Source organism: Streptomyces sp. DSM 40868, from assembly GCF_011820545.1.
Lineage (GTDB): Bacteria > Actinomycetota > Actinomycetes > Streptomycetales > Streptomycetaceae > Streptomyces > Streptomyces eurythermus.
Genome location: NZ_CP050504.1, coordinates 7,409,673 through 7,434,146 on the forward strand (window position 1 = coordinate 7,409,673; position 24,474 = coordinate 7,434,146).

General features: G+C 71.8%; 22 protein-coding genes and 1 pseudogene. 11 read left to right on the plus strand and 12 right to left on the minus strand.

What is annotated here, in order from left to right; genetic code table 11:
* The first annotated feature begins 62 nt into the window (after positions 1–62).
* Together HB370_RS33550 and HB370_RS33555 are read left to right on the plus strand one after the other, a co-directional pair.
* Positions 63–3,902: a hypothetical protein gene (locus HB370_RS33550; protein ID WP_051816143.1), complete on the plus strand. Its 3,840-nt coding sequence runs from the start codon at positions 63–65 to the stop codon at positions 3,900–3,902.
* A 14-nt stretch (positions 3,903–3,916) separates the two neighbouring features.
* A complete protein-coding gene (locus HB370_RS33555) occupies positions 3,917–4,180 on the plus strand; it encodes a hypothetical protein (protein WP_030792788.1) in 264 nt (87 codons plus the stop codon).
* Between the two features lie 211 nt (positions 4,181–4,391).
* On the opposite strand, the gene HB370_RS33560 is transcribed toward HB370_RS33555, so the two are convergent.
* The 8 genes and pseudogenes from HB370_RS33560 to HB370_RS33595 all read right to left on the minus strand — a co-directional run bounded on the left by HB370_RS33560 (position 4,392) and on the right by HB370_RS33595 (position 12,266).
* Complete coding sequence (locus HB370_RS33560) at positions 4,392–5,243, minus strand: putative RNA methyltransferase (RefSeq protein ID WP_030792791.1); 852 nt, start codon at positions 5,241–5,243, stop codon at positions 4,392–4,394.
* Positions 5,244–5,466: 223 nt separating this feature from the next.
* Positions 5,467–6,162, minus strand: a pseudogene (locus tag HB370_RS33565) (SDR family oxidoreductase); the annotation flags it as partial.
* On the minus strand, positions 6,159–7,130 hold the full coding sequence (locus HB370_RS33570) for a fumarylacetoacetate hydrolase family protein (protein ID WP_030792799.1): 972 nt from the start codon (positions 7,128–7,130) through the stop codon (positions 6,159–6,161). The gene HB370_RS33570 and the pseudogene HB370_RS33565, both read right to left, overlap by 4 nt.
* Positions 7,131–7,226: 96 nt before the next feature.
* The gene (locus HB370_RS33575; RefSeq protein ID WP_030792802.1) at positions 7,227–8,159 is read right to left on the minus strand and encodes a VOC family protein; all 933 of its coding nucleotides are present in this window, start codon (positions 8,157–8,159) and stop codon (positions 7,227–7,229) included.
* A gap of 4 nt (positions 8,160–8,163) precedes the next feature.
* Positions 8,164–9,165 carry an amidohydrolase family protein gene (locus HB370_RS33580; protein ID WP_030792805.1) on the minus strand — a complete coding sequence of 334 codons (1,002 nt, stop codon included), beginning with the start codon at positions 9,163–9,165 and terminating at the stop codon, positions 8,164–8,166.
* The gene (locus HB370_RS33585; RefSeq protein WP_030792806.1) at positions 9,162–10,292 is read right to left on the minus strand and encodes an FAD-dependent oxidoreductase; all 1,131 of its coding nucleotides are present in this window, start codon (positions 10,290–10,292) and stop codon (positions 9,162–9,164) included. The genes HB370_RS33580 and HB370_RS33585 overlap by 4 nt, the downstream gene beginning before the upstream one ends.
* A gap of 25 nt (positions 10,293–10,317) precedes the next feature.
* Positions 10,318–11,274 (minus strand): cyclase family protein, encoded by a 957-nt coding sequence (locus HB370_RS33590; protein ID WP_167513062.1) that lies wholly within the window; start codon positions 11,272–11,274, stop codon positions 10,318–10,320.
* Positions 11,271–12,266 carry a fumarylacetoacetate hydrolase family protein gene (locus HB370_RS33595; RefSeq protein WP_030792808.1) on the minus strand — a complete coding sequence of 332 codons (996 nt, stop codon included), beginning with the start codon at positions 12,264–12,266 and terminating at the stop codon, positions 11,271–11,273. The genes HB370_RS33590 and HB370_RS33595 overlap by 4 nt, the downstream gene beginning before the upstream one ends.
* 143 nt (positions 12,267–12,409) lie before the next feature.
* Here HB370_RS33595 and HB370_RS33600 point away from each other — a divergent pair, with 143 nt between their 5' ends.
* From HB370_RS33600 to HB370_RS33625, 6 genes are all read left to right on the plus strand, one after another.
* A complete protein-coding gene (locus HB370_RS33600; RefSeq protein ID WP_030792811.1) occupies positions 12,410–13,336 on the plus strand; it encodes a LysR family transcriptional regulator in 927 nt (308 codons plus the stop codon).
* A gap of 26 nt (positions 13,337–13,362) precedes the next feature.
* Entirely contained in the window at positions 13,363–13,719 is a 357-nt protein-coding gene (locus tag HB370_RS33605; protein ID WP_037703111.1) for a DoxX family protein, read from the plus strand.
* A 788-nt stretch (positions 13,720–14,507) separates the two neighbouring features.
* Positions 14,508–15,776 (plus strand): beta-ketoacyl-[acyl-carrier-protein] synthase family protein, encoded by a 1,269-nt coding sequence (locus HB370_RS33610; protein ID WP_030792818.1) that lies wholly within the window; start codon positions 14,508–14,510, stop codon positions 15,774–15,776.
* Positions 15,773–16,993, plus strand: a complete 1,221-nt coding sequence (locus tag HB370_RS33615; RefSeq protein ID WP_030792824.1) for a ketosynthase chain-length factor — start codon at positions 15,773–15,775, stop codon at positions 16,991–16,993. Before HB370_RS33610 ends, HB370_RS33615 begins: the two co-directional genes overlap by 4 nt.
* A gap of 45 nt (positions 16,994–17,038) precedes the next feature.
* Positions 17,039–17,299: an acyl carrier protein gene (locus HB370_RS33620; protein ID WP_030792826.1), complete on the plus strand. Its 261-nt coding sequence runs from the start codon at positions 17,039–17,041 to the stop codon at positions 17,297–17,299.
* A gap of 103 nt (positions 17,300–17,402) precedes the next feature.
* Entirely contained in the window at positions 17,403–18,359 is a 957-nt protein-coding gene (locus tag HB370_RS33625; RefSeq protein ID WP_030792829.1) for an aromatase/cyclase, read from the plus strand.
* 78 nt (positions 18,360–18,437) lie between these two features.
* On the opposite strand, the gene HB370_RS33630 is transcribed toward HB370_RS33625, so the two are convergent.
* Positions 18,438–19,223: a 3-oxoacyl-ACP reductase gene (locus HB370_RS33630; RefSeq protein WP_030792832.1), complete on the minus strand. Its 786-nt coding sequence runs from the start codon at positions 19,221–19,223 to the stop codon at positions 18,438–18,440.
* A 194-nt stretch (positions 19,224–19,417) separates the two neighbouring features.
* On the opposite strand from HB370_RS33630, the gene HB370_RS33635 reads away from it, so the two are divergent.
* From HB370_RS33635 to HB370_RS42140, 3 genes are read left to right on the plus strand one after another with little or no spacing between them, the layout of a single operon-like run.
* Positions 19,418–19,843 (plus strand): nuclear transport factor 2 family protein, encoded by a 426-nt coding sequence (locus HB370_RS33635; protein WP_030792835.1) that lies wholly within the window; start codon positions 19,418–19,420, stop codon positions 19,841–19,843.
* Positions 19,844–19,847: 4 nt separating this feature from the next.
* On the plus strand, positions 19,848–20,660 hold the full coding sequence (locus HB370_RS33640; protein ID WP_030792839.1) for a hypothetical protein: 813 nt from the start codon (positions 19,848–19,850) through the stop codon (positions 20,658–20,660).
* Entirely contained in the window at positions 20,657–21,400 is a 744-nt protein-coding gene (locus HB370_RS42140; RefSeq protein ID WP_051816144.1) for a 4'-phosphopantetheinyl transferase superfamily protein, read from the plus strand. Before HB370_RS33640 ends, HB370_RS42140 begins: the two co-directional genes overlap by 4 nt.
* A gap of 15 nt (positions 21,401–21,415) precedes the next feature.
* Here HB370_RS42140 and HB370_RS33650 read toward each other — a convergent pair whose 3' ends face one another.
* From HB370_RS33650 to HB370_RS33655, 3 genes are all read right to left on the minus strand, one after another.
* Positions 21,416–22,225 (minus strand): AfsR/SARP family transcriptional regulator, encoded by an 810-nt coding sequence (locus HB370_RS33650; protein WP_030792845.1) that lies wholly within the window; start codon positions 22,223–22,225, stop codon positions 21,416–21,418.
* 104 nt (positions 22,226–22,329) lie between these two features.
* On the minus strand, positions 22,330–22,461 hold the full coding sequence (locus tag HB370_RS42530; protein WP_267925348.1) for a hypothetical protein: 132 nt from the start codon (positions 22,459–22,461) through the stop codon (positions 22,330–22,332).
* Between the two features lie 24 nt (positions 22,462–22,485).
* Positions 22,486–24,255 (minus strand): biotin carboxylase N-terminal domain-containing protein, encoded by a 1,770-nt coding sequence (locus HB370_RS33655; RefSeq protein ID WP_167513379.1) that lies wholly within the window; start codon positions 24,253–24,255, stop codon positions 22,486–22,488.
* Positions 24,256–24,474 lie beyond the last annotated feature (219 nt).

Genomic DNA, 24,474 nt, shown 5'->3' on the forward strand with positions numbered 1-24,474 from the left:
AGGCCCGCCGCTCCCGGCTCGCACGCGCGCTCCACGCCACGACGCTGACCACGGCCCTGGCCGTGACCGCGACCCTGATGGCCACGGCCCCGGCACGCGCCGACGAGCCCGGCGACTTCCCCAGTAACCCCTACGAGCGCACCCCGCGCATCAGTCTGGGGCAGCACGAGCGCCAGGACCGCTGCGCCTTCAGCCGCGACATCCGGGTGGCGGGCCCCATACAGAAGGCGTTCGCCAACGACGTCCTCGCGGGCCCGGACTCGAAAATCCATGACACACTCCATTACGGAGGGTCTGGTTACCCCAGCGCTGAATACTTCAATGCGATACTCTCCGACAAAGATGTCGAGTCGGTGCGGGGGCAGGAGTTCCAAGAGCGGCAGACTCAGCTCAACAAAACCAACGCCCCGTACGCCGTTGTGAACTCTCAAGGGGGGCGCCCCTACCATGCCCCAGAGTTCGGTGCCGACATCCTCGCCTTCACCTGGAAGGGTCGCGAGAAAGTCCGCGCGGCCGTACCGGAAGACCTCACTCCCAAACCCTCTCCGGCCTCGCTTTCCAAGGCCAAGGAGGTTTACTCCGCGATCCCCGCCAGCGATGACGACTGGACCAGCAAGACGGAGCTGGCAGCCGACGGCATAGGCGTCACATCCGGAAGCGGGTCCACCGGCTCCGCGAACGACATCGCCTCGTTCCTCCGGTTCGGAGGCTTCCCCACCAAGGCCCCGGAACCAGACTCCCTGGAATTCCGCACAGAGGTCGAAACGCTCAAAGCCGCCTGGGCCGCCTGCGACAGCAGCAACCCCGTCGACCTCAACCGCGTCCTGACCGGACCGGTCCTGCAGGCCCACACCGAGTGGGAGGCCGAGTACTCCTCCCAGGGGACCCAGCGCAAGAACATCGTTGCTGCGGAGATCGCCGCCTCCAAGGAAACTCAACTCGCCGCCGACTACATGATCGAGGCCATCCGGCAGTCATGGCAGGCCGACCAGATCCTCTTCTGGCAGCAGTACTGGCGTGACCACCCCACCGCCCTGAACAAACCCTCGCTCAACGACCAGAAGAACGCCACCCGGCTCCTGGCCACCATCCGCGACACCACCTCGCATCTGCTCCCCGACGTCAACGCAGCCGTCACCAGAGCCAAGACCGCCGCGGACCAGGCCACCGCAGCGCAGAATGACGCGTGGGCCATCGCCGACCAGAACCACTACCCGCGCGGCCGCGGCCTGATGTACGCCGCCCAGTCCGTCCAGATCGCCCGAGCCTCCGCCGCCGCGACCCAGGCCGCGGCCAAAACCGTCGACACCGCCCTGAAGGCCATCCAGGCCAACAGCACCAACAGCCAGGCCTACTACTCCCTGGCACAGACCCAGTCCCACGCAGTCGCCACAGAATTCCGCAAAGCGGCCGCACTCGAAGCCAAGGAGCAGGCCAAAGCGGCATCAGAAGCCGCGGCCAAGCAAGCCCAGGAAGCCGCCGCCAACGCCGCAACCGCCAAGCAGGCCCGCGCAACCGCCGAAAAAGCCGAACAGGACGCCAAGACCGGTGCGGCAGAAGCGAAGCGACAGCGGGGCATCGCGGAGGCCGAGAAGGCCACCGCTGAGCGGGAACGCGACAACGCCGCCAGCGAACGGCAGAAGGCCCAGGCCGCAGAAGAGCGGGCGCAGCAAGAGAAGGCCACGGCCAGTCAGGCCCGTGCCGACGCCGAAGCCGCCGGCAGCACGGCAGCGGAAAAACTGGCGGCGGCCGAAGAGGCCGAACGGCGCGCGTCCACAGCACGCGACGAAGCGGTCAAGGCCGAACACGAGAAGAATGCCACTGCTTCCAGGGCGGCCGCCCTGGAAGCAGTGGCTGCCGCAACAGAGGGCACCGAGGCAGCAAGCGAGACCAGGGCGGCAGCCACAGAAGCGCGTAGCGCCGCCACCGACGCGGCTGGTGCCGCGCAGCGGGCCCGAGCGGCGGCGAACGACGCAACGACCGCCGCAGTGAACGCGCGCGCCGCCGCGACGCGTGCCGAAGGCGCGGCTGCGCGCTCCAGATCCGCGGCTGAAGCCGCCTGGTCGGCGTACCAGAAGACGCATGCTGCGGCGGCCACTGCCCACGCCGCTGCGGCAGTAGCGATCGACGCAGCGGCTGCTGCGCAGAAGAATGCGGACCAAGCGGAAGCCGAGGCGAAAAAGGCGCAGACTGCGGCAGCCAACGCCCGTAAGGAAGCCGCCTCCGCCGTGGCGGAGGCCAAGAAAACAGAGACATGGTCCGCCAGGACGGCCGGCTACGCCTATGCCACCGCCCAATACGCCGGCGGCGCCCGCGACGCCGCGATCGCGGTCACGAAGGCGGCCGACGAGGCGATCAGCCTCGGCGCCCCCTATCGCGAGACGGACTCCTCGGCAGCCTTCGCCGTCTTGATCGGCCAAATGACCAAGACTCTCGCCGAACAGCAGGCCGCCGCGGCCAAGGCCAAGTCGAACGAGGCCGACAAGGCGGCCGTCCAGGCCAAGACGCTCGCCGACAAGGCAGCCGGTGACGCCAAAATCGCCCTCCAGGCCGCAGCCGACGCCGCCACCTACGCAGCGCAGGCACAGAAGTCCGCAGACGCGGCCCGCGCCTCAGCGGCAGCAGCGTCCACGGACGCGACTGCCGCCAAAAAGGCCGACGCCGGCGCACAGAAGTACGACGCGCAGGCCGGCGTCGACGCCGGCTACGCCGGTTTCGCGGCCGATGACGCCGAGTCCGCAGCCGCACAGGCCGACCGCGAGGCCACCGACGCCGAACGTGATGCCGCAAGCGCGCAGTCCGCGGCAACCTCCGCCCGGACTGACGCCGCCGTCGCGGACAAGGTCGCCGAGTCCGCCGAGAGCTACGCCAAGACGGCGGAGGAGGCGGCCGAGAACGCGAACTCCCACGCGGAGGAGGCCATGAAGGCCGCCGAACGCGCCGAGGAGGACGAGCGCGAGCGGCAGCGCAAGGCCCTGGCCGAGGCCGCCAAGGAGAACCCGAAGTACACCGATCCGCAGCCCGGCAGCGGGGGCGGCGAGCCCGGCAGCGGTACCGAGGCCCTGGACGCGCTCATCCTGCGCATGGCCACCGAGTACGCGCTCGCCCAGCTCGGACTGAGTGAGGAGGAGCTGGCGCTGGTCCGGGACCTCTCCGGCCAGGACCTTCTGGACTACTTGAAGGACAACGGCGCCGAGATCCTGGTCGAGCTGTTCGCGGCCGACATCAAGGAGTGCATCGACGATCCTGACATCGGGATCTGCATCTGGGCCATCGTCCAGAACGCCGGCCCGGTCAAGCTGGCGAAGATCGGGAGCAAGCTGCCGAAAATCAGCAAGGCGATCTGGGGCATCAAGGGGTTCCTGGAGAAGGTCGACAAAGCGCGCAAGAAGTTCGACGCCTTCACCGAGAAGCTGGACGGCGCCAAGGAGAATTTGGACCGGCTGAGGGCGTTCTGCGATCGCGACTTCGGAGACGGCAAGCCGGGCCAGCGGTCGAAGGCGGCAGCCGTCCAGCGATCCGCGGCAGCCGGCGACGACAAGCCGAAGGCGGACACGGACTGCACCTTCCCCATCTTCCGGACCCCGAAGACCGTGGACGTGGCCTATGAGAAGCTGCACGGTCCGAACCCGGCCCGGGGGGCCGAGGATGGGAGCGACGGCAAGGTGTACTTTGGTGAGCAGAGCGTCGCCGCCGAGTACTGGGGGCGTGGTACCTACGCCTCCGGGATGTACCGGTACGACATGGACATGAAGTTCCTGGTGCAGTTCGCCGCAGCGGCCAAGCGCTACGACTGGCAGGGCCCGAACGGAAGCCCCAGGATCGAGTGGGACATCGACTACAGCAGGCTGGACGAGTTCAACGCCCTGACCGTCGCCCGCACCTGGATACCCAAGCCGTGAGGAGGCTGAGTGCCATGCCCTCGACACTTCATCAGGAGTACGACGTCCGTGTGCTCGCGGTACGGCCCTGGGGACTGGACGTGGTGCTCCCGGACGGCACCGCGGGCCTGATCGACAACACGAAGGACCCGCGCTGGCCGGACGGTGACCAGCAGGCAGCTGTCGGAACGGTGGTCCGCGCCGTCGTTCTGGACGACGAGAGGGACCCCGTCCGGATGAGCGCCCTCGACGACGACCGGGCCGTCGCCCGTACCTTGCGGGGGGCCGCGGGTCGTTAGCCGCGGGGCCGAGGGCCGCGTTCCCGGGGGAGATCCCGGGAACGCGGCCCTCGGCGTGGGGTCCGGGCCACCACCGAGGTGACAGCGGCCGTACAGACATGCTCCGGGGAGGGCCCGCGAGGGTTCGGCCGGGGCGGCGCGTGGGCCACCGGCAAGGGGATCACGGCGGCCACCGTCTGAGGCCCCCGGCGGGCGGGCAGATGAGCCGGGGTCACGTCAGTGGACGGTACGCGGTCAGGGTCACGGACAGCGTCACGTCGCAGGGCTCCGGCAGTCTCGCGATCCGCTCCTCCAGCAGGCCGCCGTCCTGGTGCCACGCGTTGGGACCCATCCCCACCAGCCGCGGCAGGGCCTTGTGGTCCAGCGCCATGGTGCTGCGCGCCCGCTCGCGGGCCACCTCCGTGAAGTGCGCGGCGAACCGGTCGGCCAGACGCTCGTCCTTCTGCTCGTCCACCCGCAGCAGTCCGAGGGAGTCCACCAGTTCGCGCAGATGACCGGGGTGCGGCGTCACCACGAGGAGCACGCCCTCAGGGCGCAGGATCCGCCGCAGTTCGGCGGGGTTGCGCGGCGCGAAGACGTTGAGGACCACCGACGCGACCCCGTCACCGAACGGCAGCCTGTCCCAGGCGTCGGCCACGACGGCACTGATACGGGGATGTGCCCGGGCGGCGCGGCGGGCGGCGAACTTGGAGATGTCGAGCAGGATGCCCTCGGACCCCGCCAACTCCGCCATCACGTGCGCGTGGTAGTAGCCCGTGCCGCCGCCGATGTCGACGACGCAGCCGGGATCCCCGTCCACCGGCTCCAGAGCCGTCTCGCGGGCCAGCGCGGTCAGGGACTCGGCGATCGGCGCGTAGTGACCCCCGGCGAGGAAGTCCGCGCGGGCCGCGACCATGCCGGCGGTGTCCGCGCTGAACTTGACCGCCCCGCGCAGCAGGTTCACGTACCCCTGCTTCGCCACGTCGAAGTCGTGTCCCGAGCCGCACCGCAGGGTGGTGCCGTCCATCGTCATCGTGCCGGAACAGTGAGGACAACGAAGGTACCGCACCGCCTCTTTCCGCATCGTGTCCCCTGGTGCCGCCGTGATCGTGACAAGAGCCCAGCCTATGCAATACGGCGCGGACGACGCGCCCCGCCCGTACGGCGAGCGGGCGCGTCAGTACAGCGTGTGGGCACACGCGCCGATGTACCCCATCCGCAGAGCGATCTGCGTGCCCATGCCCAGTGCCGAGGGCGGCGAGACGATGTCGGCGGGTCATGACGATCGGGTTCGGCGGCGCATTCGTGAGCCCGCCGTCGACGGGGATCTCGGCACCCGTGATGAACGACGACTCCTCCGACAGCAGGAACGCGACCAGCGGCGCGATCTCGTCGGCGGTGCCGGTGCGGCCGAGCGGGGTCTCGCGGATGTTGGCCTCACGGAAGGCGGGGGCGGCCGAGGCGGTCATCTCGGTCTCGATGTAGCCGGGGTGGATCGTGTTGACGCGGATGCCGCGCGGGCCGAGCTCCAGCGCCGCCGTCTTCGACAGGCCCCGCAGCCCCCACTTGCTGGCGGTGTAGGCGACCGGGTAGTGGGCGGTGAGGGCCGCCGAGGAGCCGACGTTGACGATCGAGGAACCGGGCGGCATCAGCGGGGCGAGGTGCTGGATACCGAGGAGCGGGCCGGTGACGTTGACGGCGTGCACCCGGGCGAAGTCCTCGGCCCCTACGTCGCCGAGGCGGGCGCGCCAGGTGATGCCCGCGTTGTTGACCAGGCCGTGCACCTGCCCGTACGACTCCTTCAGCTCGGCGGCGAGACCCGCCCAGTCCGGTGCGCTGGTCACGTCGAGGCGGCGGCAGTCGCCGTCGGGCCGTACGTCGGTGGCGATCACCCGGGCGCCCTCCCGGGTCAGCCACTCCGCCTCGGCGGCGCCCTGGCCACGTGCCGCACCGGTGACCACGACCACCTTGCCCAGGAGCCTCCTGGGGTGCGGGCCGCTCACGGCCGCTCCCGGGACCGGCGCCGGCCGGCGGGCAGCGGCACCGGGTCCGCGCCGGGCACGACGGTGTTGGACACGCTGCCGATCCCCTCCACGGTGAGGGTGACGGTGTCGCCGGGCCTCAGCGGGGGCGGTGTCCGTTCGCCGCGCGATCCCCACAGCTCGGCGAGGCAGCCGCCGTTGCCGCAGGTGCCCGAGCCGAGCACGTCACCCGGGACGACCCGGGTGCCGCGCGAGGCGTAGGCCACCATCTCCTCGAACGTCCAGCTCATGTTCGACAGCAGGTCCCGGCCGACGACCTCGCCGTTGACCTCCGCGGTGAGCGCGAGGCGCAGGAAGCCGTCGGTGTCCCGGTACGGCGCCAGTTCGTCGGCGGTGACCAGGTACGGGCCGAGGGTGGTGGCGGTGTCCTTGCCCTTGCAGGGGCCGAGACCGACCTTCATCTCGGCGGACTGGAGGTCCCTGGCCGACCAGTCGTTGAAGACGGTGTAGCCGACGATGTGGTCGCGGGCCTGTTCGGGGGTGAGGTCGCGGCCCTCACGGCCGATGACGGCGGCCACTTCCAGCTCGAAGTCGAGGACGGCCGAGCCGGGCGGCACCGGGATGCCGTCGCCCGTCGCGTAGACCGCGTGCGGGTTGGTGAAGTAGAAGGTGGGCGCCGCGTACCACTGGTCGGGCACGCCGGCCGCGCCGTCCACCGACCGTCGTACGCCCTCGACGTGCTCCTCGAAGGTGACGAAGTCCCGCACGGAGGCGGGCCGGAGCGGCGGCAGCAGCCGGACCTGGGACACAGGGGGGCCGGGCGGCACGTCGAGCGCCGCCGCGCCCGCGGCGAGCAGGCCGGGCAGACCGCCGGACTCCCGCAGCAGGCCGGTGAGCGAGGTGACGCCGGGCAGGGGGAGAAGCGTGCCGTCGTCCTGCACTACGGCGACTCGGACGCGGTGATGGTGTTCGTAGGCGGCGAAACGCATGGTGCGGCTCCTGGCCGGTGAGGCCCGGGGGCGCGGCGGGACCGAGTCAGGACAGGTGACAGGGCCGGCCGTGCCCCCGGGAGCGAGCGGGTGTGATCAGACCGGCGGGGCGACGAAGACGCCGCGGTCGGGGTCGTTGAAGGACTCCTTGGCGATGAGCTCGTTCATGGGATTGGCCGTGCCCCACTGGTCGGTGACCTCGGGCCGGGAGAAGTCGTAGACGTGCGGGTGCCAGGTGTCCTCGTCCAGGCATTCCAGCTCGGTGGTGTACTCGACGGTGTTGCCGTGCGGGTCGAGGAAGTAGGTGAAGGTGTTGTCGCCCGCCATGTGCCGGCCGGGTCCCCAGATCTTGCGGTACCCGGCGCGGATCACCCGGCCGGAGCCGCGCATGTACTCGTCGATGCCGCGCATCTCGAAGGAGATGTGGTGCAGGGAGGTGTGCGGGCCCTTCGCCAGCGCCATGGAGTGGTGCTGGCTGGAGATCCGCATGAAGTGCATGACCTCGCCCATGTGCGGCGAGCTGAGCGTGTCGGAGAGGCGGAAGCCGAGGTGGGTCTCGTACCACTCCCGGGTCCGGTTCAGGTCGGGGGAGTTGAGGACGACGTGGCTCAGCTTGACCGGGATCGACTCCTTCTCCTCGATCTTGCGGTGCTGCCGTACCGCGACGTCGGCCAGGACCTCGACGGTACGGCCGTCGACGTCGAAGAAGCGGAAGCCGTAACCGCCTCCGGGGGTGTCCACGGTGCCCGGACGGGTGATCAGTCGCACGCCCCCGGCGAGCAGCTGTTCGGCGAGGGTGTCCACGTCGGCGGCCGAGGCGGCGCCGTAGGAGACCAGGTCGAGGCGCTTCTCCTCGGCCTTGCGCAGCCGGACGACGTACTGCTCCGGGGAGCCCTCGGCGGCCAGGAACGAGATCCCGGAGTCCTCGGCGACCTTGGTCAGGCCCCAGACACCGGCGTAGAAGTCGAGCTGCTTGTCGTAGTCGGGCACGGCGAGGTCGACGTGCCGCAGATGGGTGAGCAGACGCATGGGATCACTCCGTGAAGAGGAGGGCGGAGGCATTGCCGCCGCGTACGGCGTGGAAGTCGGTGTCGGGCAGCCGGGCCGCGCGCAGTGCGCCGACGGGGTCCTCGGTGCCCATGTCGAAGGGGAAGTCGGAGCCGAGCAGCACCCGGTCCGCGCCCGCGACCCGCACCAGCTCCCGCAGCACGTGCGGATCGTGGACGAGGGAGTCGAAATACAGGCGCCTGAGGTAACTGCTGGGCGGGTGGGCGCAGCCGGCGCCCGCGTCGGAGCGGGTGGTCCAGGCATGGTCGGCGCGGCCGATGTGGGTCGGCAGATAACCGCCGCCGTGTGCCGCGATCAGCTTCAGCCCCGGGTGCCGGTCCAGAACGCCGGAGAAGATGAGGTGGGAGAGCGCGACGGCGTTCTCCACCGGCTGGCCGACGCTGTTGGACAGGTACCACCGGTCCAGCCGCTCGTCGAGCGTGCAGCCGAAGGGGTGCAGGAAGACGACCGCGCCCGTCTCCCGCGCCCGGGACCAGAAGGGTTCGTAGTCCGGGTCGGACAGGTCCCGCCCCGGGGCGTGGCTGGAGATCTCCACCCCGGCCAGGCCCTGCTCCAGCGCGTGGTCGAGGGCACGTACCGCCCGACCGGGGTGCTGGAGCGGGACGAGCCCGAGCCCCCGCAACCGGTCGGGCGCGGCCGAACAGTGGGCGGCGGTCGCCTCGTTGGCCAGCCGGTACACCTTCTCGGCGGTGTCCTCGTCGGCCCAGTAGTGGTAGTGCGAGGGCGAGGGGCTGACCAGTTGCACGTCCACGCCCTGCGCGTCCATCGCGGCCAGCCGCAGACGCGGGTCCGTCATCCTCGGGACCCGCTCGCGCACCATCGGGCCGTTGACCGCCAGGGCGGCCGGACCGTTGCGGCGGGCGTCGAGCGCCCTGGCCTCGGCCAGGCCCGGCAGACCGGCCACCAGCGCCTCGACCTCGGGCAGCAGGACGTGCGCGTGCACGTCCACCGTGGGGATCGTCGTCACGGCAGCTCCCGCAGCATCGTCATGGTGCGGCCCATCAGGCCGGGCACGTCCGCGTCCCGCACGCCGTCCAGCTGCCACTGGCCGAGCCGCACGGACGCCTCGACCACCGCCCGTACGCGCGGCATCCGGCGCTCGTGGTACTCCCGCAGCAGCGCGTCGTCCCACTCCCGGCCGCTGGTGAGCAGTTCGGCGAGGACGAGCGCGTCCTCCAGGGACATCGCCGCGCCCTGCGCCAGGGTGGGCGGACAGCAGTGGGCCGCGTCACCGGCGAGGACGACCCGGCCGCGGTGCCAGGGGCCCTCCACCAGCATCCGGTCGAACCACGTGTAGTTGACCTTCGCCGGGTCGGTGATGTGCGGGGTGATGTCCGCCCAGTGCCCGCCGTAGGAGGACGCCAGGCGGCGCATCTCGTCGGCGTATGTCTCCGGGGGGATGGCGGCGCGGTCGCGGTTGGCCTCGACGACGTACGCGTAGATCGTGGTGTCGCCGGTGGGGCAGTAGCCGGCGATGTAGGCGGGGCCGCCGTAGGTGAGGTCGGTGCGGACCACGCCGGCCGGGCGGGGGGCGGCGACGCGCCAGATGGCCATGCCGGTCGGTTCCGGCTTGTCGGTGATGCCGACGGCCGCGCGGGTCGCCGAGCCGATGCCGTCGGCGGCTATCACCAGGTCGTAGCGGCCCTCGGTGCCGTCGGTGAAGCGTACGGTCACGCCGTCGGCGTCCTGCTCGAACTCCGTGGCCCGGGTGCCCAGCCGGACCCGGGCGCCGCCGGCGCGTACGGCGTCGATGAGGATCCGCTGGAGCCGGGGCCGCTCCATGCCGACGGTGGCGGGCAGGTCGTCGCCGCCGGTGCGGACGTCCCGGGCGACGTGCAGGACGGTGCCGTCGGGAGCGGTGATGCCGACCGAGTCGAAGCCGAAGCCGGACTCCTTCACCCTTTCCCAGACGCCGAGTTCGCGCAGGACGCGCAGGGCGTTGCCCTGGAGGGTGATGCCGGAGCCGGCGGTGGCGTTCCAGTCGTCCTTGGCCTCGACGAGGTTCACCGCGATCCCGGCCCGGCGCAGCAGGACCGTGGCGGCGTTGCCGGCCGCGCCGCCGCCGATCACCAGGACCGTACGGGGGGTGCTCATATGCGTAACTCCTTTGTCGCGCTGGTTACTTGACGGCGACCGGGTTGACCGGGGAGCCGACGGCGCCGGTGATGGGCAGGGGCGCGGCGGTGAGCCAGAACTCGTACACGCCGTCGGCGGCGCAGTCCTCGGCGAGCGCGTCCGGGTCCCACATCTCGCCGATCAGCAGGCCGATGTTCGGGATGGCGACCTGGTGCAGCGGCTGGAAGGCGTGTGCGAACTCGTTCGGGCGGACCTCGAACCCCCAGGTGTCGGTGGCGATCGCGGCGATCTCGGTGCGGTGCAGCCAGCCGGCCGTGGTGAACGACAGCCCGGGCGCGGGACCGCCGGCGTAGTCGCCCCAGCCCTCGCGGCGGGCCCGGGCGAGCTGCCCGGTCCGTACGACGACGATGTCCCCGCGGCCCACGCTCACGCCGTGCGCCTCGGCCGTCGCCGTCAGATGCTCCTCGGTGATCGCGAACCCGTCCGGCAGTTCCCCGTCCTCGCCGACCACCCGGCCCACGTCGAGCAGGACACCGCGACCGGCGACGTACGGGGCCATGTGCTCGATGCCGGTGACGAGGTCGCCGTCGGAGGTGACCACCTTCTCGGCGTCCCGGCCGTTCCACGCCTTGCCGTGGTCGAAGATGTGGCCGAGCCCGTCCCACTGGGTCGAGCACTGCAGCGGCATCGCGATCACGTCGTCGGCGCCGCCGAATCCGTGCGGGAAGCCCTGGTTGCCGAGGGCGGCGTCGGTGCCGGTGTCCAGCATGGTGTGCACCGGGTTGGTGCGCCGCCGCCAGCCCTTCTGCGGGCCGGTCATGTCGAAGGACTGGGACAGCGAGAAGCCGACGCCCCGCCGCACCAGGGCCGCGCCCGCGCGACGCGTGCCCTCGTCCAGGAAGTTGAGGGTGCCGAGCCGGTCGTCCTCGCCCCAGCGCCCCCAGTTGGAGTACGCCTTGGCGGCCTCGGCGATCGCCCCCTCCGCGTCGTGGCGGTTCACGCGGCGCCCTCCGCGACACAACGGGTGCGCTGGACCCCGAGCCCGGTGACCGTGCCCTCCATGACGTCGCCGTCGCGCAGCAGCCGGCCCCAGTGCATGCCGTTGCCGGCGGGGGAGCCGGTGAGCACCAGGTCCCCGGGGAGCAGACGGGCGGCCTGGGAGGCGTACGACACCATCCGCGCGACCTTGAAGATCATGTCCCGGGTCGACTCGTCCTGCATGGTCTCGCCGTTGAGCTTGAGCGTGACGCGCAGGTCGTCCGGGTCGGCGATCGACTCGGCCGGCACGATCCAGGGGCCGAGCGGGGTGAACCCGGGGGCGTTCTTGCTGCGCAGCCAGTCGGTGCCGATCTGCGGCATGTCCCGGCGGAAGACCGTGGCCCGGTCCGTCAGGTCGTTGGCGATGGTGTAACCGGCGATGTACCGCGCCGCGTCCTCCACCGGCACCCGGTGGGCGGGCCTGCCGATGACGACCGCCAGCTCCAGCTCCCAGTCGGGCTGCTCGGCCCACGCGGGCAGGACGACATCGTCGTACGGCCCGGTGATCGCGCTCGGCAGTCCGATGAAGACGTACGGCAGGTCCTCGGCCGCCCGCCGGTCCATGATCTCGGCGGCCTCGGCGCGGCGTTCGCTCTCCGGCCGGTCGTCACCGGGCGCGCGGTGGGCGACGTGCAGGTCGATCACGTGCTGCCGGTAGTTCGCCCCCGACTGGAACACCTGGCGCGGCGACACGGGCGCGTGCACCCGCAGGTCCGTGAGGGCCGTGCGGGCCGGGCCCGGGCCGGCCGCCAGCGCACGCAGCCGCGGCAGCGCCGACTCCCAGCGGTCCAGCACGTCCAGCGTGGTCAGCCGGTCCTCGCCGAAGGCGTCCCGCAGGTCGAGGGCGAAGCCGTCCGGGGTGACGAGGGCGGGGAATTCCGGCCCGTCCGGGGCCGAGAGGGTGGCGAGGGCGAACGGTCCGGCGAAGAGCGCGGACGTGGATGCGGGTTTCACGGACGTGTCCTCCTGATTGCGGTGGGACTAATCTGGACCCGCCGCTCGCGATCAGGGAAATAGATTCTGTGGATGGTCGGCATCCATCGCGTTTATTCCCGCCGCTCACCGCCCTGCTCGTCGCCCCGTACGAGGACCGATCCGTGAACCTGACCCGACTCGACCTCAACCTCGTCGTCGCCCTGCGCGCCCTGCTGGAGGAACGCAACGTCACCCGCGCCGGGCAGCGCGTCGGCCTCAGCCAGCCCGCCATGAGCGCCGCCCTCGCCCGGCTGCGCCGCCACTTCGACGACGACCTGCTCGCCCGCGTCGGCGGCCACTACGAACTGACCGCCCTCGGCCAGGTCCTCCTCGACCGCACCGCCACCGCCTACGACGTGCTGGAACGCCTCTTCTCCAGCCAGGCCGACTTCGACCCGGCCGTGGAGAGCCGCGAGTTCCGGCTGGTGGCGTCCGACTACGCGGTGGCCGTCTTCGGCACCGAACTCGCCCGCGTCGTGCACGAGGAGGCCCCCGGCATCCGGCTCCGCTTCGCCCAGGCCCAGCCGGCCGTCGTCGACGACACCGCCACCCTGCTCAGCGCCACCGACGGCCTGCTCATGCCACACGGCGTGATCAGCGGCTTCCCCGCCACCGACCTCTACGACGACCGCTGGGTGTTCCTCGTCGCCGAGGACCATCCGGACGTCGGCGACCGGCTCACCCGCCAGGACCTGGCCCGGCTGCCGTGGGTGACGTACCAGCGCACCTACGACGCGCCCGCCGTGCGCCAGCTCGGCATGCTCGGCATCGAACCGCGCGTGGAAGTGTCCGTCGACAGCTTCCAGCTCCTGCCCCTGCTGGTCACCGGCACCCGGCGCATCGCCCTGATCCAGGCACGGCTGGCGCGGCTGCTGACGCCGATCGCCGCCGTCCGGGTGGTGGAGCCGCCCTACGAGGCGGTGCCGCTGCGTGAGGCGCTGTGGTGGCACCCGGTCCACACCCATGACGCGGCCCACATCTGGCTGCGGGAGACGGCCATGCGGGTCGGCAGCCACCTGACGGACCGGCCGGGTTCAGCGCGTTCCTGAGCGGCACGAGCGCGCCCGCGCCGACCGTGACGGCCCGGGCGGTCACGGTCGGGGAGTCGGCCGGAGGAGTCTTCCTCGTCCTCGGACTGTTGTCACGGCTGACCGCGCTGTCGCTGACCGTCCACATGTGCCTGGCGATGGTCCTGGTCAACGCCGGCACCGGGTTCACGACGCCCCGGCAGGGGGTCGCGAGCGGGGCGGGGACCGAGCTTCCGCCGATGAAGGTGGCGGCGCTCCTCGTCGTACTGCCGGCCGGGCCGGGCCCGCTCGCGCTCGACCGCGTCCTCGGGGTCGAAGCGGCGCGCCGGGGCGTCACCGGCCCGCTTGCGGCCGGCCCTCCGCGGTGCGCGCCTCGGTCGTCGGCGGCGCGATCGGGGGTGTGATCGGCGCGGTGATGAGCGCCCTCGTCAACTACTCGGCCGTCGGGGTGCCTTCCAGCGCCGGGGTGAACGCCGCCGACCACGCCGTGTCCGGACCGGTCAGCGGCTTCCTCACCGGGTTCCTCGGACTGCTGGCGCACCAGCGTCGCCACGGCCCCCGGGGCACGGCCCGCGACCGGCGACACCCCGCCCGCACCCGCGCTCGACTCACGGCCGTGACGCGGCCGGTGTGTTCTGCCCGGCCGTGGCCTGAAGGTGGTCCAGGAGTGCGCGGGCGCCCCGGACGGCGAGGGCGACGGACGTCAGGGTGGGGTGCAGGCGGTGGCCGTCGGGATGACGTTGTCGCCGGCGACCCACACCCACGGGTGTTCCAGACGCGGCTGTGACTGTCGCGAACGCTGGTGCCGTCGTGGGCGGGGCCCATGCGCGTGGTGCCCTGGTGGTGCGGTGAGCCGCCCGCGGGCAGCAGGAAGGGGCTGTCGTCGAGGGGGATGCCGACGGCGGCCCCGGCTTCGGCGACGGCCTTCTTGGCCTGCTCGATGGTCTCCGGATCGCGGTCGCTGTAGCGGTAGCGGACGCGCGGGGCGGGCAGCCCGTGGTCGTCGGCCGCGGTGTCGCTGAACTCCTCGCTGTCGTCGCCGCGCTCGCGCGCTCCCGGTGGCGCCACGCGTTCTCCCGAGGCGGGGTCGAGTGGTGCTCTAGACCGTCGCCACAGCCTTTCACCACGTAACTGCCGCTGTTTCAGAGGCGAAAGGACTTACAGCGATGTTGTCTACGAACGCGGGCCGGACATGACCCGGCGCGTCGTGATCACCGGTGTCGGTGTACGCGCTCCCGGCGGCAACGGAACGAAGGCGTTCTGGGACCTGTTGTCGGCGGGCCGCACCGCCACCCGGAGCATCTCCTTCTTCGACGCGTCGCCGTTCCGTTCGCGGATCGCCGGCGAGGTCGACTTCGACGCGGCGGCCGAGGGCTTCGGCCCGCGCGAGATCCGCCGCATGGACCGGGCCACGCAGTTCGCGGTGGCCTGCACCCGCGAGGCGGTCGCGGACAGCGGGCTGGACCTGTCCGCGCTGGATCCGCACCGCATCGGGGTCAGCCTGGGCAGCGCGGTCGCCTCGGCGACCAGCCTGGAGAACGAGTACCTCGTGATGTCGGACGCGGGCAAGGAGTGGGAGGTCGACCCGGCCTACCTGTCCCCGCACATGTTCGACTATCTGTCCCCCGGCGTGATGCCGGCCGAGGTGGCCTGGGAAGTGGGCGCGGAAGGCCCGGTGACCATGGTGTCCGACGGCTGCACCTCGGGGCTCGACTCGGTCGGCTACGCCGTCCAGCTGATCCGCGAGGGCACGGTCGACACCGTCGTCGCCGGCGCCGCGGACACCCCGATCTCCCCGATCGTGGTCGCCTGCTTCGACGCCATCAAGGCGACGACGACCCGCAACGACGACCCGGCGCACGCCTCGCGCCCCTTCGACGGCACCCGCAACGGATTCGTGCTCGCCGAGGGCGCCGCCATGTTCGTGCTGGAGGAGTACGAGGCGGCCAAGAAGCGCGGCGCGCACATCTACGCGGAGGTCGGCGGGTACGCCACCCGCTGCAACGCCCACCACATGACGGGCCTGCGCAAGGACGGCCGCGAGATGGCCGAGGCCATCCGTGTCTCGCTGGACGAGGCACGCCTGGACGGCACCAAGATCGACTACATCAACGCGCACGGCTCGGGCACCAAGCAGAACGACCGCCACGAGACCGCCGCGTTCAAGCGCTCCCTGGGCCAGCACGCCTACGACGTGCCGGTCTCCTCCATCAAGTCGATGGTCGGCCACTCCCTGGGGGCCATCGGCTCCGTCGAGATCGCCGCGTCACTGCTGGCGATCGAGCACAACGTCGTGCCGCCGACGGCCAACCTGCACACCCCCGACCCCGAGTGCGACCTCGACTACGTACCCCTGACCGCCCGCGAACAGCGCGTGGACACGGTGCTCACGGTCGGCTCCGGCTTCGGAGGCTTCCAGAGCGCGATGATCCTGCACCGTCCGGAGGTGGCCGCGGCATGACCACCGTCATCACGGGTATCGGGGCGGCCACGCCCAACGGCCTGGGCACCGAGGCGTTCTGGAAGGCGACGCTGACGGGCACCAACGGGGTCCGGGAACTGACCGGCTTCGACACCTCCGCGTACCCCTCGCGCCTGGCCGGGCAGATCGTCGACTACGACGCCAAGACCCATCTGCCCAGCAGGCTGCTGCCGCAGACCGACGTGTCGACCCGCTACGCGCTCACCGCCGCCGCCTGGGCCCTCGAGGACGCGGGCGTCGACGAGAACACCCTGCCCGACTACGACATGGGCACGGTCACCTCCAACGCCCTCGGCGGTTTCGCGTTCACCCACCAGGAGTTCAACAAACTCTGGTCCAAGGGCTCGGAGTTCGTCTCCGTCTACGAGTCGTTCGCCTGGTTCTACGCGGTCAACACCGGCCAGATCTCCATCCGGCACAAGCTGCGCGGGCCCAGCGCCGCCCTGGTCGGCGAGCAGGCCGGCGGCCTGGACGCCGTCGGGCACGCCCGGCGCACCGTCGAGCGCGGGACCAAGCTCGTGGTGTCCGGCGGCGTGGACTCCGCGTTCGACCCCTGGGGCTGGGCCTCCCAGCTGGCGGGCGGCCGGGTCACCACCGCCACCGACCCGGAGGCGGCCTACCTCCCGTTCGACGAGCGGGCGGCCGGCTATGTGCCCGGCGAGGGCGGCGCGATCCTCATCGCCGAGGACGCCGCGAGCGCCCGGGAGCGCGGCGCGCCCCGGATCTACGGCGAGATCGCCGGCTATGCCTCGACGTTCGACCCCAAACCGGGATCCGGGCGCGAGCCCGGGCTGCGCCGGGCGGCCGAACTGGCCCTGGCCGACGCCGGGCTGGCACCCGCCGACATCGACGTGGTGTTCGCCGACGCGGCCGGCCTGCCCGAGCTCGACCGGATCGAGGCGGACGCGCTGCGCGCCGTCTTCGGCCCGCGGGGCGTGCCGGTGACCGCGCCCAAGGCGCTGACCGGCCGGATGTACGCGGGCGGCGGCCCCGCGGACCTGGCGAGCGCGCTGCTGTCCATCCGGGACGGCGTCATCCCGGCCAGTGGCTTCACCGCCCAGGTCCCCGACGCCTACGGCATCGACCTGGTGACCGGCGAACCCCGTACCCGGCCGGTGTCCGCGGCACTCGTCCTCGCACGCGGACGCTGGGGCTTCAACTCGGCCGTCGTCGTCACGCGCCACACCGACCACTGAGCTGCCCGACGCCGGCAGTTCCCCACCTGACAGGAGAAGACCCTCATGGCTCAGCTCGCCATCGAAGATCTGCGACGCATCCTCATCGCCTGCGCCGGCGAGGACGACAGCCTCGACCTGACCGGCGACATCCTCGACAGCACCTTCGAGGACCTCGGTTACGACTCGCTCGCCCTGATGGAGTCCGCCGCGCGCATCAAGCAGGAGTACGGCATCGACCTGTCGGACGACGACATCGCGGAGGTGGAGACACCCCGCGCGCTCCTCGCCCTGGTCAACGCCGACACGGCAACGGCCGCCGTCTGACGTCCGGGCCCGACCGTACGCCTCCGGGGCCCGTATCCGCCGTCACCGGGATACGGGCCCCGGCCCCTTCCGCGCCACCGTCCCGAGCCGAGGAGAAGCCGCCATGGAACGAACCGTGATCCACCGCACCGAGCACACCCGCATCGTGTCCGCTCCCGCCCAGGTCGTGTACGACCTGGTGGCCGATGTCACCCTGTGGCCCGCGGTGTTCGGGCCCAGCGTGTACGTGCGCCACCTGGAGCGCGACGAGCGCAGCGAGGTCTTCGAGATCTGGGCGCAGGTCAACGGCAAGGTCACCAGCTGGACGTCGCGGCGGGTCCTCGACCCCGCGCGCCGCTACGTGAGCTTCCGGCAGCAGCGCAGCTTCGCACCGGTCACCTCCATGGCCGGCAGCTGGCTGCTGCGCGAACTGCCCGACGGCAGCACCGAGGTGGTGCTGCGCCACCGCTTCAGCGTCGAGGACGACGCCCCCGCCGCCGTCGAGGCGCTGATCACCGCGCTGGACCGCAACAGCGGCGAGGAACTGGCGGCACTGGCCCGGGTCGCCGAGCTGGGCCACCCGGTGGCCGACGTGGTGTTCTCCTTCACCGACGTCGTCCCGATCACCGGCGGTGCCGCGGCGGCCTACGACTTCGTCAACCGGGCCGACCTGTGGGCCGAGCGGCTGCCGCACGTCAGCCGGGTACGGCTGACCGAGGACGAGCCGGGCGTGCAGGACCTGGAGATGGACACCGTCACGGCGGACGGCTCGGCACACACCACCCGCTCGGTGCGCATCTGCCACGAGCCGTCGTGGATCGCCTACAAGCAGCACGTACTGCCGAAGCTGCTGACCGGACACAGCGGCCTGTGGACGTTCACGGACGGCCCCGACGGGCCCGTGGCCACCGCCCGGCACACCGTCGCGCTGAACCCGGCGACGGTCCGCGAAGTGCTCGGCGAGCAGGCCACCCTCGCCGACGCCCGTGCCTTCGTACGCGAGGCACTGGGCCGCAACAGCCTGACCACGATGACCCACGCCGCCGCGCACACGGGCGAGGGGAGCCAGGTCTCCGCCTGAACTCGGGCGCGGGCACACACGGCCGCCCCTCTCCGGGACCGGGGAGGGGCGGCCGTGTCATGGCCGTGGCGGCGCGGATCAGTAGTTGCCCAGACCGCCGCACACGTTGAGGGCCTGCGCGGTCACCGCGGCCGCGTCGTCGCTCACCAGGTACTCGACCATGGCGGCCACCTCACGGGTCTCCACGTAACGGCCCAGCGGCACCCGCGTGGTGATGCGGTCGTGGGTCTCCTGCTCGCTCACGCCCCAGATGCCGGCGTAGTGCTCGCGCACCCGCTCCGCCATCGGCGTCTCGACGAAGCCGGGGCACACCGCGTTGACCGTGATGCCGGTACGGGCCAGCTCCAGACCGAGGGCCTTGGAGAAGCCGACCACGCCGTGCTTGGACGCCGAGTAGGGCGCGGCGTGCACGACGCCCTGCTTGCCGCCGGTGGAGGCGATCGAGATGATGCGGCCGGACTTCTTCGCCAGCATGCCACCGGTGTTGAGGACTTCCTTGGTCATCAGGAAGACACTGTTGAGGTTCGTGTTGATGACGTCGAACCACAGGTCGTCCGGGATCTCGTTGGTGGCTCCGCCGCCGCTGCGCCCGGCGTTGTTCACGAGGATGTCGACCGGCCCGAAGCGGTCGACGGCCGCGCGGACGAAGGCCCTGATCTGCTCGGGGTCGGACACGTCACACGTGGTGCCGTCCACCTCGTACCCCGCGTCCGTCAACTCCTTGATGGTGTCGGCCAGTTGGTCCTCATGGCGCGCACACAGGTAGACCCGGGCCCCGAGCCCGGCGAGGCGCCGGGCGATCTCGAGACCGATCCCGCTGGTGGCTCCCGTGACCAGGGCGACCGGCTTGACTGCCTGTGACATGTGTTCTCCCGAATCGCTGTGACGGCAGGTGCCCACCGAGCGTGCTGGGCGCGCCTCGTGCCCTGCTGGAAGGCGCCTTGAAGCACACCGGCCGCGCTCATGCGCCGCCCCGACCGTGCTCCAGAGCGATTCGAGCGCCGGTGGCGATCCTGGCCCGGCCACCACCCGCCCGACGACCCAGGTGAGGAACCCTCATGCCCACGCCCGTCAGCAGTGATCTCTACACCCAGGTCCAGCACTTCTACGCCCGCCAGATGCAGGCCCTCGACGAGGGCCGGCTGGAGGAGTACACGCAGACGTTCACGAAGGACGGCAGCTTCCAGCACTCGCCCGACATCGCCCCGGCCGTCGGCCGCGACGCCATCCTCGAAGAGCTGCGGTCGTTCCTGAAGAAGTACCAGGACAACCCCACCCAGCGCCGCCACTTCTTCAACCAGATGGTCCTGGAGCCGCAGGAGGACGGCAGCATCCGCTCCACCGTGTACGCGCTGATCGTGCGGGTGCGGCCGAACGAGCGGCCGGAGGTGTGGCCCAGCACCGTCGTGCACGACGTCATCGAGGTCACCGACGGCGAGATCCTGCTGCGCTCCCGCTCGGTGAGCTACGACCAGCTGGTCTGACGCCGTGCGGACCACCGCCGCCCCGCCCCCGGCCCAGCTCATGGTCCACGCCGGCCTGGCGCTGCGCAGCGCCCTCGCGGCCGTGGCCGGCACCGAGCCCTCGCGGCTCGGGCGGGCCGCGGCCGGAGCCGCCTACCTGGACCTGTGGGCGGGCGACCGGCTGCTGCGCGCCGACGGCGGCAACCACTCGGCCGTGGCCAGGTTCCTGCTGCCGCGGCTGCTCATGGAGAGCGTCGACACCCTGTCCGTACTGCTGGGCGCGCAGGCACAGCGGAACACGGGGCCGGGCGCCGCGTACCGGGAGCACGCCCGGCGGCTGCACCAGGCCATGTGGCACCCCGACCACCGTGCGCGGCTCGACGCCGTGACGGCACGGCTGGACGGGCCGCCCACCGGGGAGGACCGGCTGGCCCGGCCCCTCACCTCCGTACGCCCGGCCGCGCTGCCGCTGGCCCTGCACGCCCTGCTCGACGAACTGGAACGGGAACGCCGCGCCGTGGTCGGCGCCTGCGCCCTCGCGCCGGCGGACGCCTCGGCCGGCATCTGGGCCCTGGCCGACCGCTACGCGCTGCTGACCGCGGCGGCCGCCTGCCTGGACGGCTGGCGGGGGACCGGCCGGGGACGGCGGATCACCACCGACCGGGACCGCCTGGTGGCCGCGCTCTCCCGGATCGCGATCCGCCTCGGCCTCGAACCGGTCGGCCCCGACACCGAGTTGAGCGCCGCCCTGTTCGACGAGGCGGTCGCGCACTGCCGCCGGCCGACGGTCCCGGCCCGCACGGCACCCGCCGCCGCGCGCCGGCTGGTGGGCGCGTGACCGCGCCCGCGGTGACGTACCTGCGCGCGGACGGGCCCGGCGGAGGCTGGGCCCGGGCCGCCGGGCCGGCCCTGCACGCCGGAACCGCCGTCGTGCTGTACGCGTCGGCCGGTTCCTGGAGCGTCCCCGACGGGCCCGGACTGCGCGTCCTGCTCGGCCGGGAGTACGAGCGGTACCGGGCCGCCGGCCACCGGCCGGCGGCCCGCGCCCGCTTCGCCGCTTCGCGCCGGTTGGTCAAGCACGCCGCGGCAGCCGTCCTGGACGTGCCGGCGGACGAGCTGGAGCTCGCCCGGGGGCCGGCCGGGCGGCCGTATCTGCGGGGCTGCGACCGGCTCGGTCTGAGCCTGAGCCACACCGGCGATCTGCTGGTGCTGGCCCTGAGCCTGCACGGTCCGATCGGTGCGGACGCGGAGCGGCTCGGCCGGTCCGGATGCCGCGTACTGCTCGCACAACGTGCCTGCACGGCACAGGAGTTGTCGGACCTGCGCGCCCTTCCCGCACCCGAGCGGGGCGATGCCGTGCTGCGCCTGTGGACACTGAAAGAGGCATACACCAAGGCCCTCGGCGTGGGCACGGGGCTGCCGTTCCGCACCTTCGGTTTCCGGGTGGAGGGCACGACCGCCGTGCTGCACGACAACACCGGTGAGCCGGTGCGAACCGGGGAGTGGACGTTCGCCACTCACCGGCTCGGCACCGGCCACGTCGTCAGCACGGCGCACGCGCTGCCGCCCGGAGCGTGAACCGCCCCGCCCGGTTCAGGCGCTGAGCAACCGCTGGGCCAGGGTGAACCGGTCCAGCCGGTCGTCGTTGGCGAGTATCGCGCGGTGCAGCCGTTGCAGCCGGGGCGAGGGCTCCACACCGAGCTCGTCGACCAGGGACTGGCGCAGGGTCTGGAAGACCTCCAGGGCCCGCCAGGGGTGACCGGCGCGGTAGAGGGCGGTCATCAGCTGGGCACACAGGTTCTCGTGCAGGGGTTGCTGGGCGACCAGCATGCGGAGCTCGCCGATGAGTTCCGCGTGCCGGCCCAGTTGCAGATCCGCCTCGATCCGCAGTTCGAGGGCGCGGGTGCGCGCCTCCTGCATCCCGATGACCTCCATGCGCAGCACCTCGCCCAGCGGCACGTCGACCAGGGCGTTGCCGCGCCACAGGGCGAGGCCCTCGCGCAGTTTCTCGCTCGCGACGTGCGGAGCGTGCTCGGCCATGGCACGGGTGCCGTGGGCCGTCAGCCGCTGGAACTCCACGAGGTCGCAGCGGATCGGCTCCACCGGGGCGAGCTGATATCCCCCGTAGGACGTGGCGAGGATGTCCTTCGCCGTCAGTTCGCTGTCCACGGGCAGGGCATCGGTGATCTTTTTGCGCAGTTGCAGGATGTACGTCTGCAATGTGGGGGCGGCACTGCGCGGGACCGCGTCTCCCCACACCTCTTCGATCAGCGTCTCCACGGAGACGACACGGCCCGCGCGAATCGCGAGCAGCGCCAGGATCTGCCGGGGTTTTCCGGCAGTCGGGACGATCGACAGGCCGTTTACTCGTGCTCCAAGTGGTCCCAGAACATCGATTTCCATGGCCATGAGCATCGCAGGATCGTTGTATGATGAACCAGTGTGCCCGGCATGAGCGGGCATGAATTATTCACACCCGCTCACCTGACACACTCATCCAAGGGCCATCAATCGATCCCCCGGACGATGTGCGGGTCCGGGTCGTCCTCCTCCCCGGCGAGACGCAGCGCGGGCGCGTTCAGCGGGCCGCCGGCTTCCCCGGGGTCGCCGGCGTCGAGTTCACCGTGCTCGTGGTTCATCGGTTCCTCCTGCTGGGGCAGACGTCAGTCCTTGATCTCGCAGATGACGGCGCCGGAGGTCAGCGAGCTGCCGACCTCGGCCGACAGTCCCTTGACGGTGCCGGACCGGTGGGCGTTGAGGGGCTGTTCCATCTTCATCGCCTCCAGGACGACGACCAGGTCGCCCTCCTTGACCTGCTGGCCCTCCTCGACGGCGACCTTGACGACGGTGCCCTGCATCGGGGAGGCGAGGGCGTCGCCGGAGGCGACAGGGCCGGACTTCCTGGCCGCGCGCCGCTTGGGCTTGGCCCCGGCCGCGAGGCCCGTGCGCGCGAGGGACATGCCCAGGGACGCCGGGAGGGAGACCTCCAGGCGCTTGCCGCCGACCTCGACCACGACCGTCTCGCGGCCCCCCTCGTCTTCCTCCGCGACCGCGGGGGTGTCGAACGGCTTGATGTCGTTGACGAACTCGGTCTCGATCCACCGGGTGTGGACCGTGAACGGTTCGCTGGAGCCGGTGACTTCGGGGGCGAAGGCGGGGTCGGTGACGACCTTGCGGTGGAAGGGGATGGCGGTGGCCATGCCCTCGACACGGAACTCCTCCAGCGCGCGGGCGGCCCGCTGGAGGGCTTCCTTGCGGGTGCGGCCGGTGACGATCAGCTTGGCCAGCAGGGAGTCCCAGGCCGGGCCGATGACACTGCCGGCCTCCACGCCCGCGTCCAGGCGGACGCCGGGGCCGGTGGGGGCTTCGAAGGTGGTGACGGTGCCGGGGGCGGGCAGGAAGTTACGGCCCGGGTCCTCACCGTTGATACGGAACTCGAAGGAGTGACCGCGCAGGACCGGGTCGTCGTAGCCGAGGGGTTCGCCGTCGGCGATGCGGAACATCTCGCGGACCAGGTCGATGCCGGCGACTTCCTCGGTGACCGGGTGCTCGACCTGCAGGCGGGTGTTGACCTCCAGGAAGGAGATCGTGCCGTCCTGCCCGACCAGGAACTCACACGTGCCCGCGCCCTCGTACCCGGCCTCCTTCAGGATGGCCTTCGACGCCCGGTACAGCTCCGCCATCTGCTCCTCGGACAGGAACGGTGCGGGAGCCTCCTCGACCAGTTTCTGGTGTCGGCGCTGCAGGGAGCAGTCGCGGGTGGAGACCACGACGACGTTGCCGTGCTTGTCGGCCAGGCACTGCGTCTCCACATGCCGGGGCCGGTCGAGGTAGCGCTCGACGAAGCACTCGCCACGGCCGAACGCGGCGACGGCCTCACGCACGGCGGACTCGTACAGCTCGGGGACCTCTTCGAGGGTGCGGGCGACCTTCAGACCGCGCCCGCCGCCGCCGAACGCGGCCTTGATCGCGATCGGCAGACCGTGCTCCTTCGCGAAGGCCACGACCTCGTCCGCGCCCGAGACCGGGTCGGGGGTGCCGGCGACCAGCGGGGCGCCGGCGCGCTGGGCGATGTGGCGGGCGGCGACCTTGTCACCCAGGTCCCGGATCGCCTGCGGCGGCGGGCCGATCCAGATCAGGCCCGCGTCGAGAACGGCCTGGGCGAACTCGGCGTTCTCGGACAGGAAGCCGTAGCCGGGGTGGATCGCGTCCGCACCGGACTGCTTGGCGGCCAGCAGCACCTTCTCGATGTCCAGGTAGCTGGTGGCAGGGGTGTCACCCCCCAGCGCGAACGCCTCGTCCGCCGCGCGGACATGCAGGGCCGCCCGGTCAGGGTCGGCATAGACGGCGACACTCGCGATCCCGGCGTCCCGGCAGGCCCGGGCCACGCGGACAGCGATTTCGCCACGGTTGGCGATGAGCACCTTACGCAGACTCACGTGTGTCCTCTCACGACGAAGACGTCCAGGCGGGCCGCGCTGCGGCCGCCCAGGCGACGGCGGATCCATGGGCGGGGTTGGCACGGCACCAGGCGAGTGCGGGGCGCGGCGGTACCGACCTGCCCCCGGAACCGCGGGAGACGGTCAGCAACACCGCTGCCAGCGCGGCCAGTTCATCCGTGCCGGGACTGCCGTGTGCCACCACGACGAGCG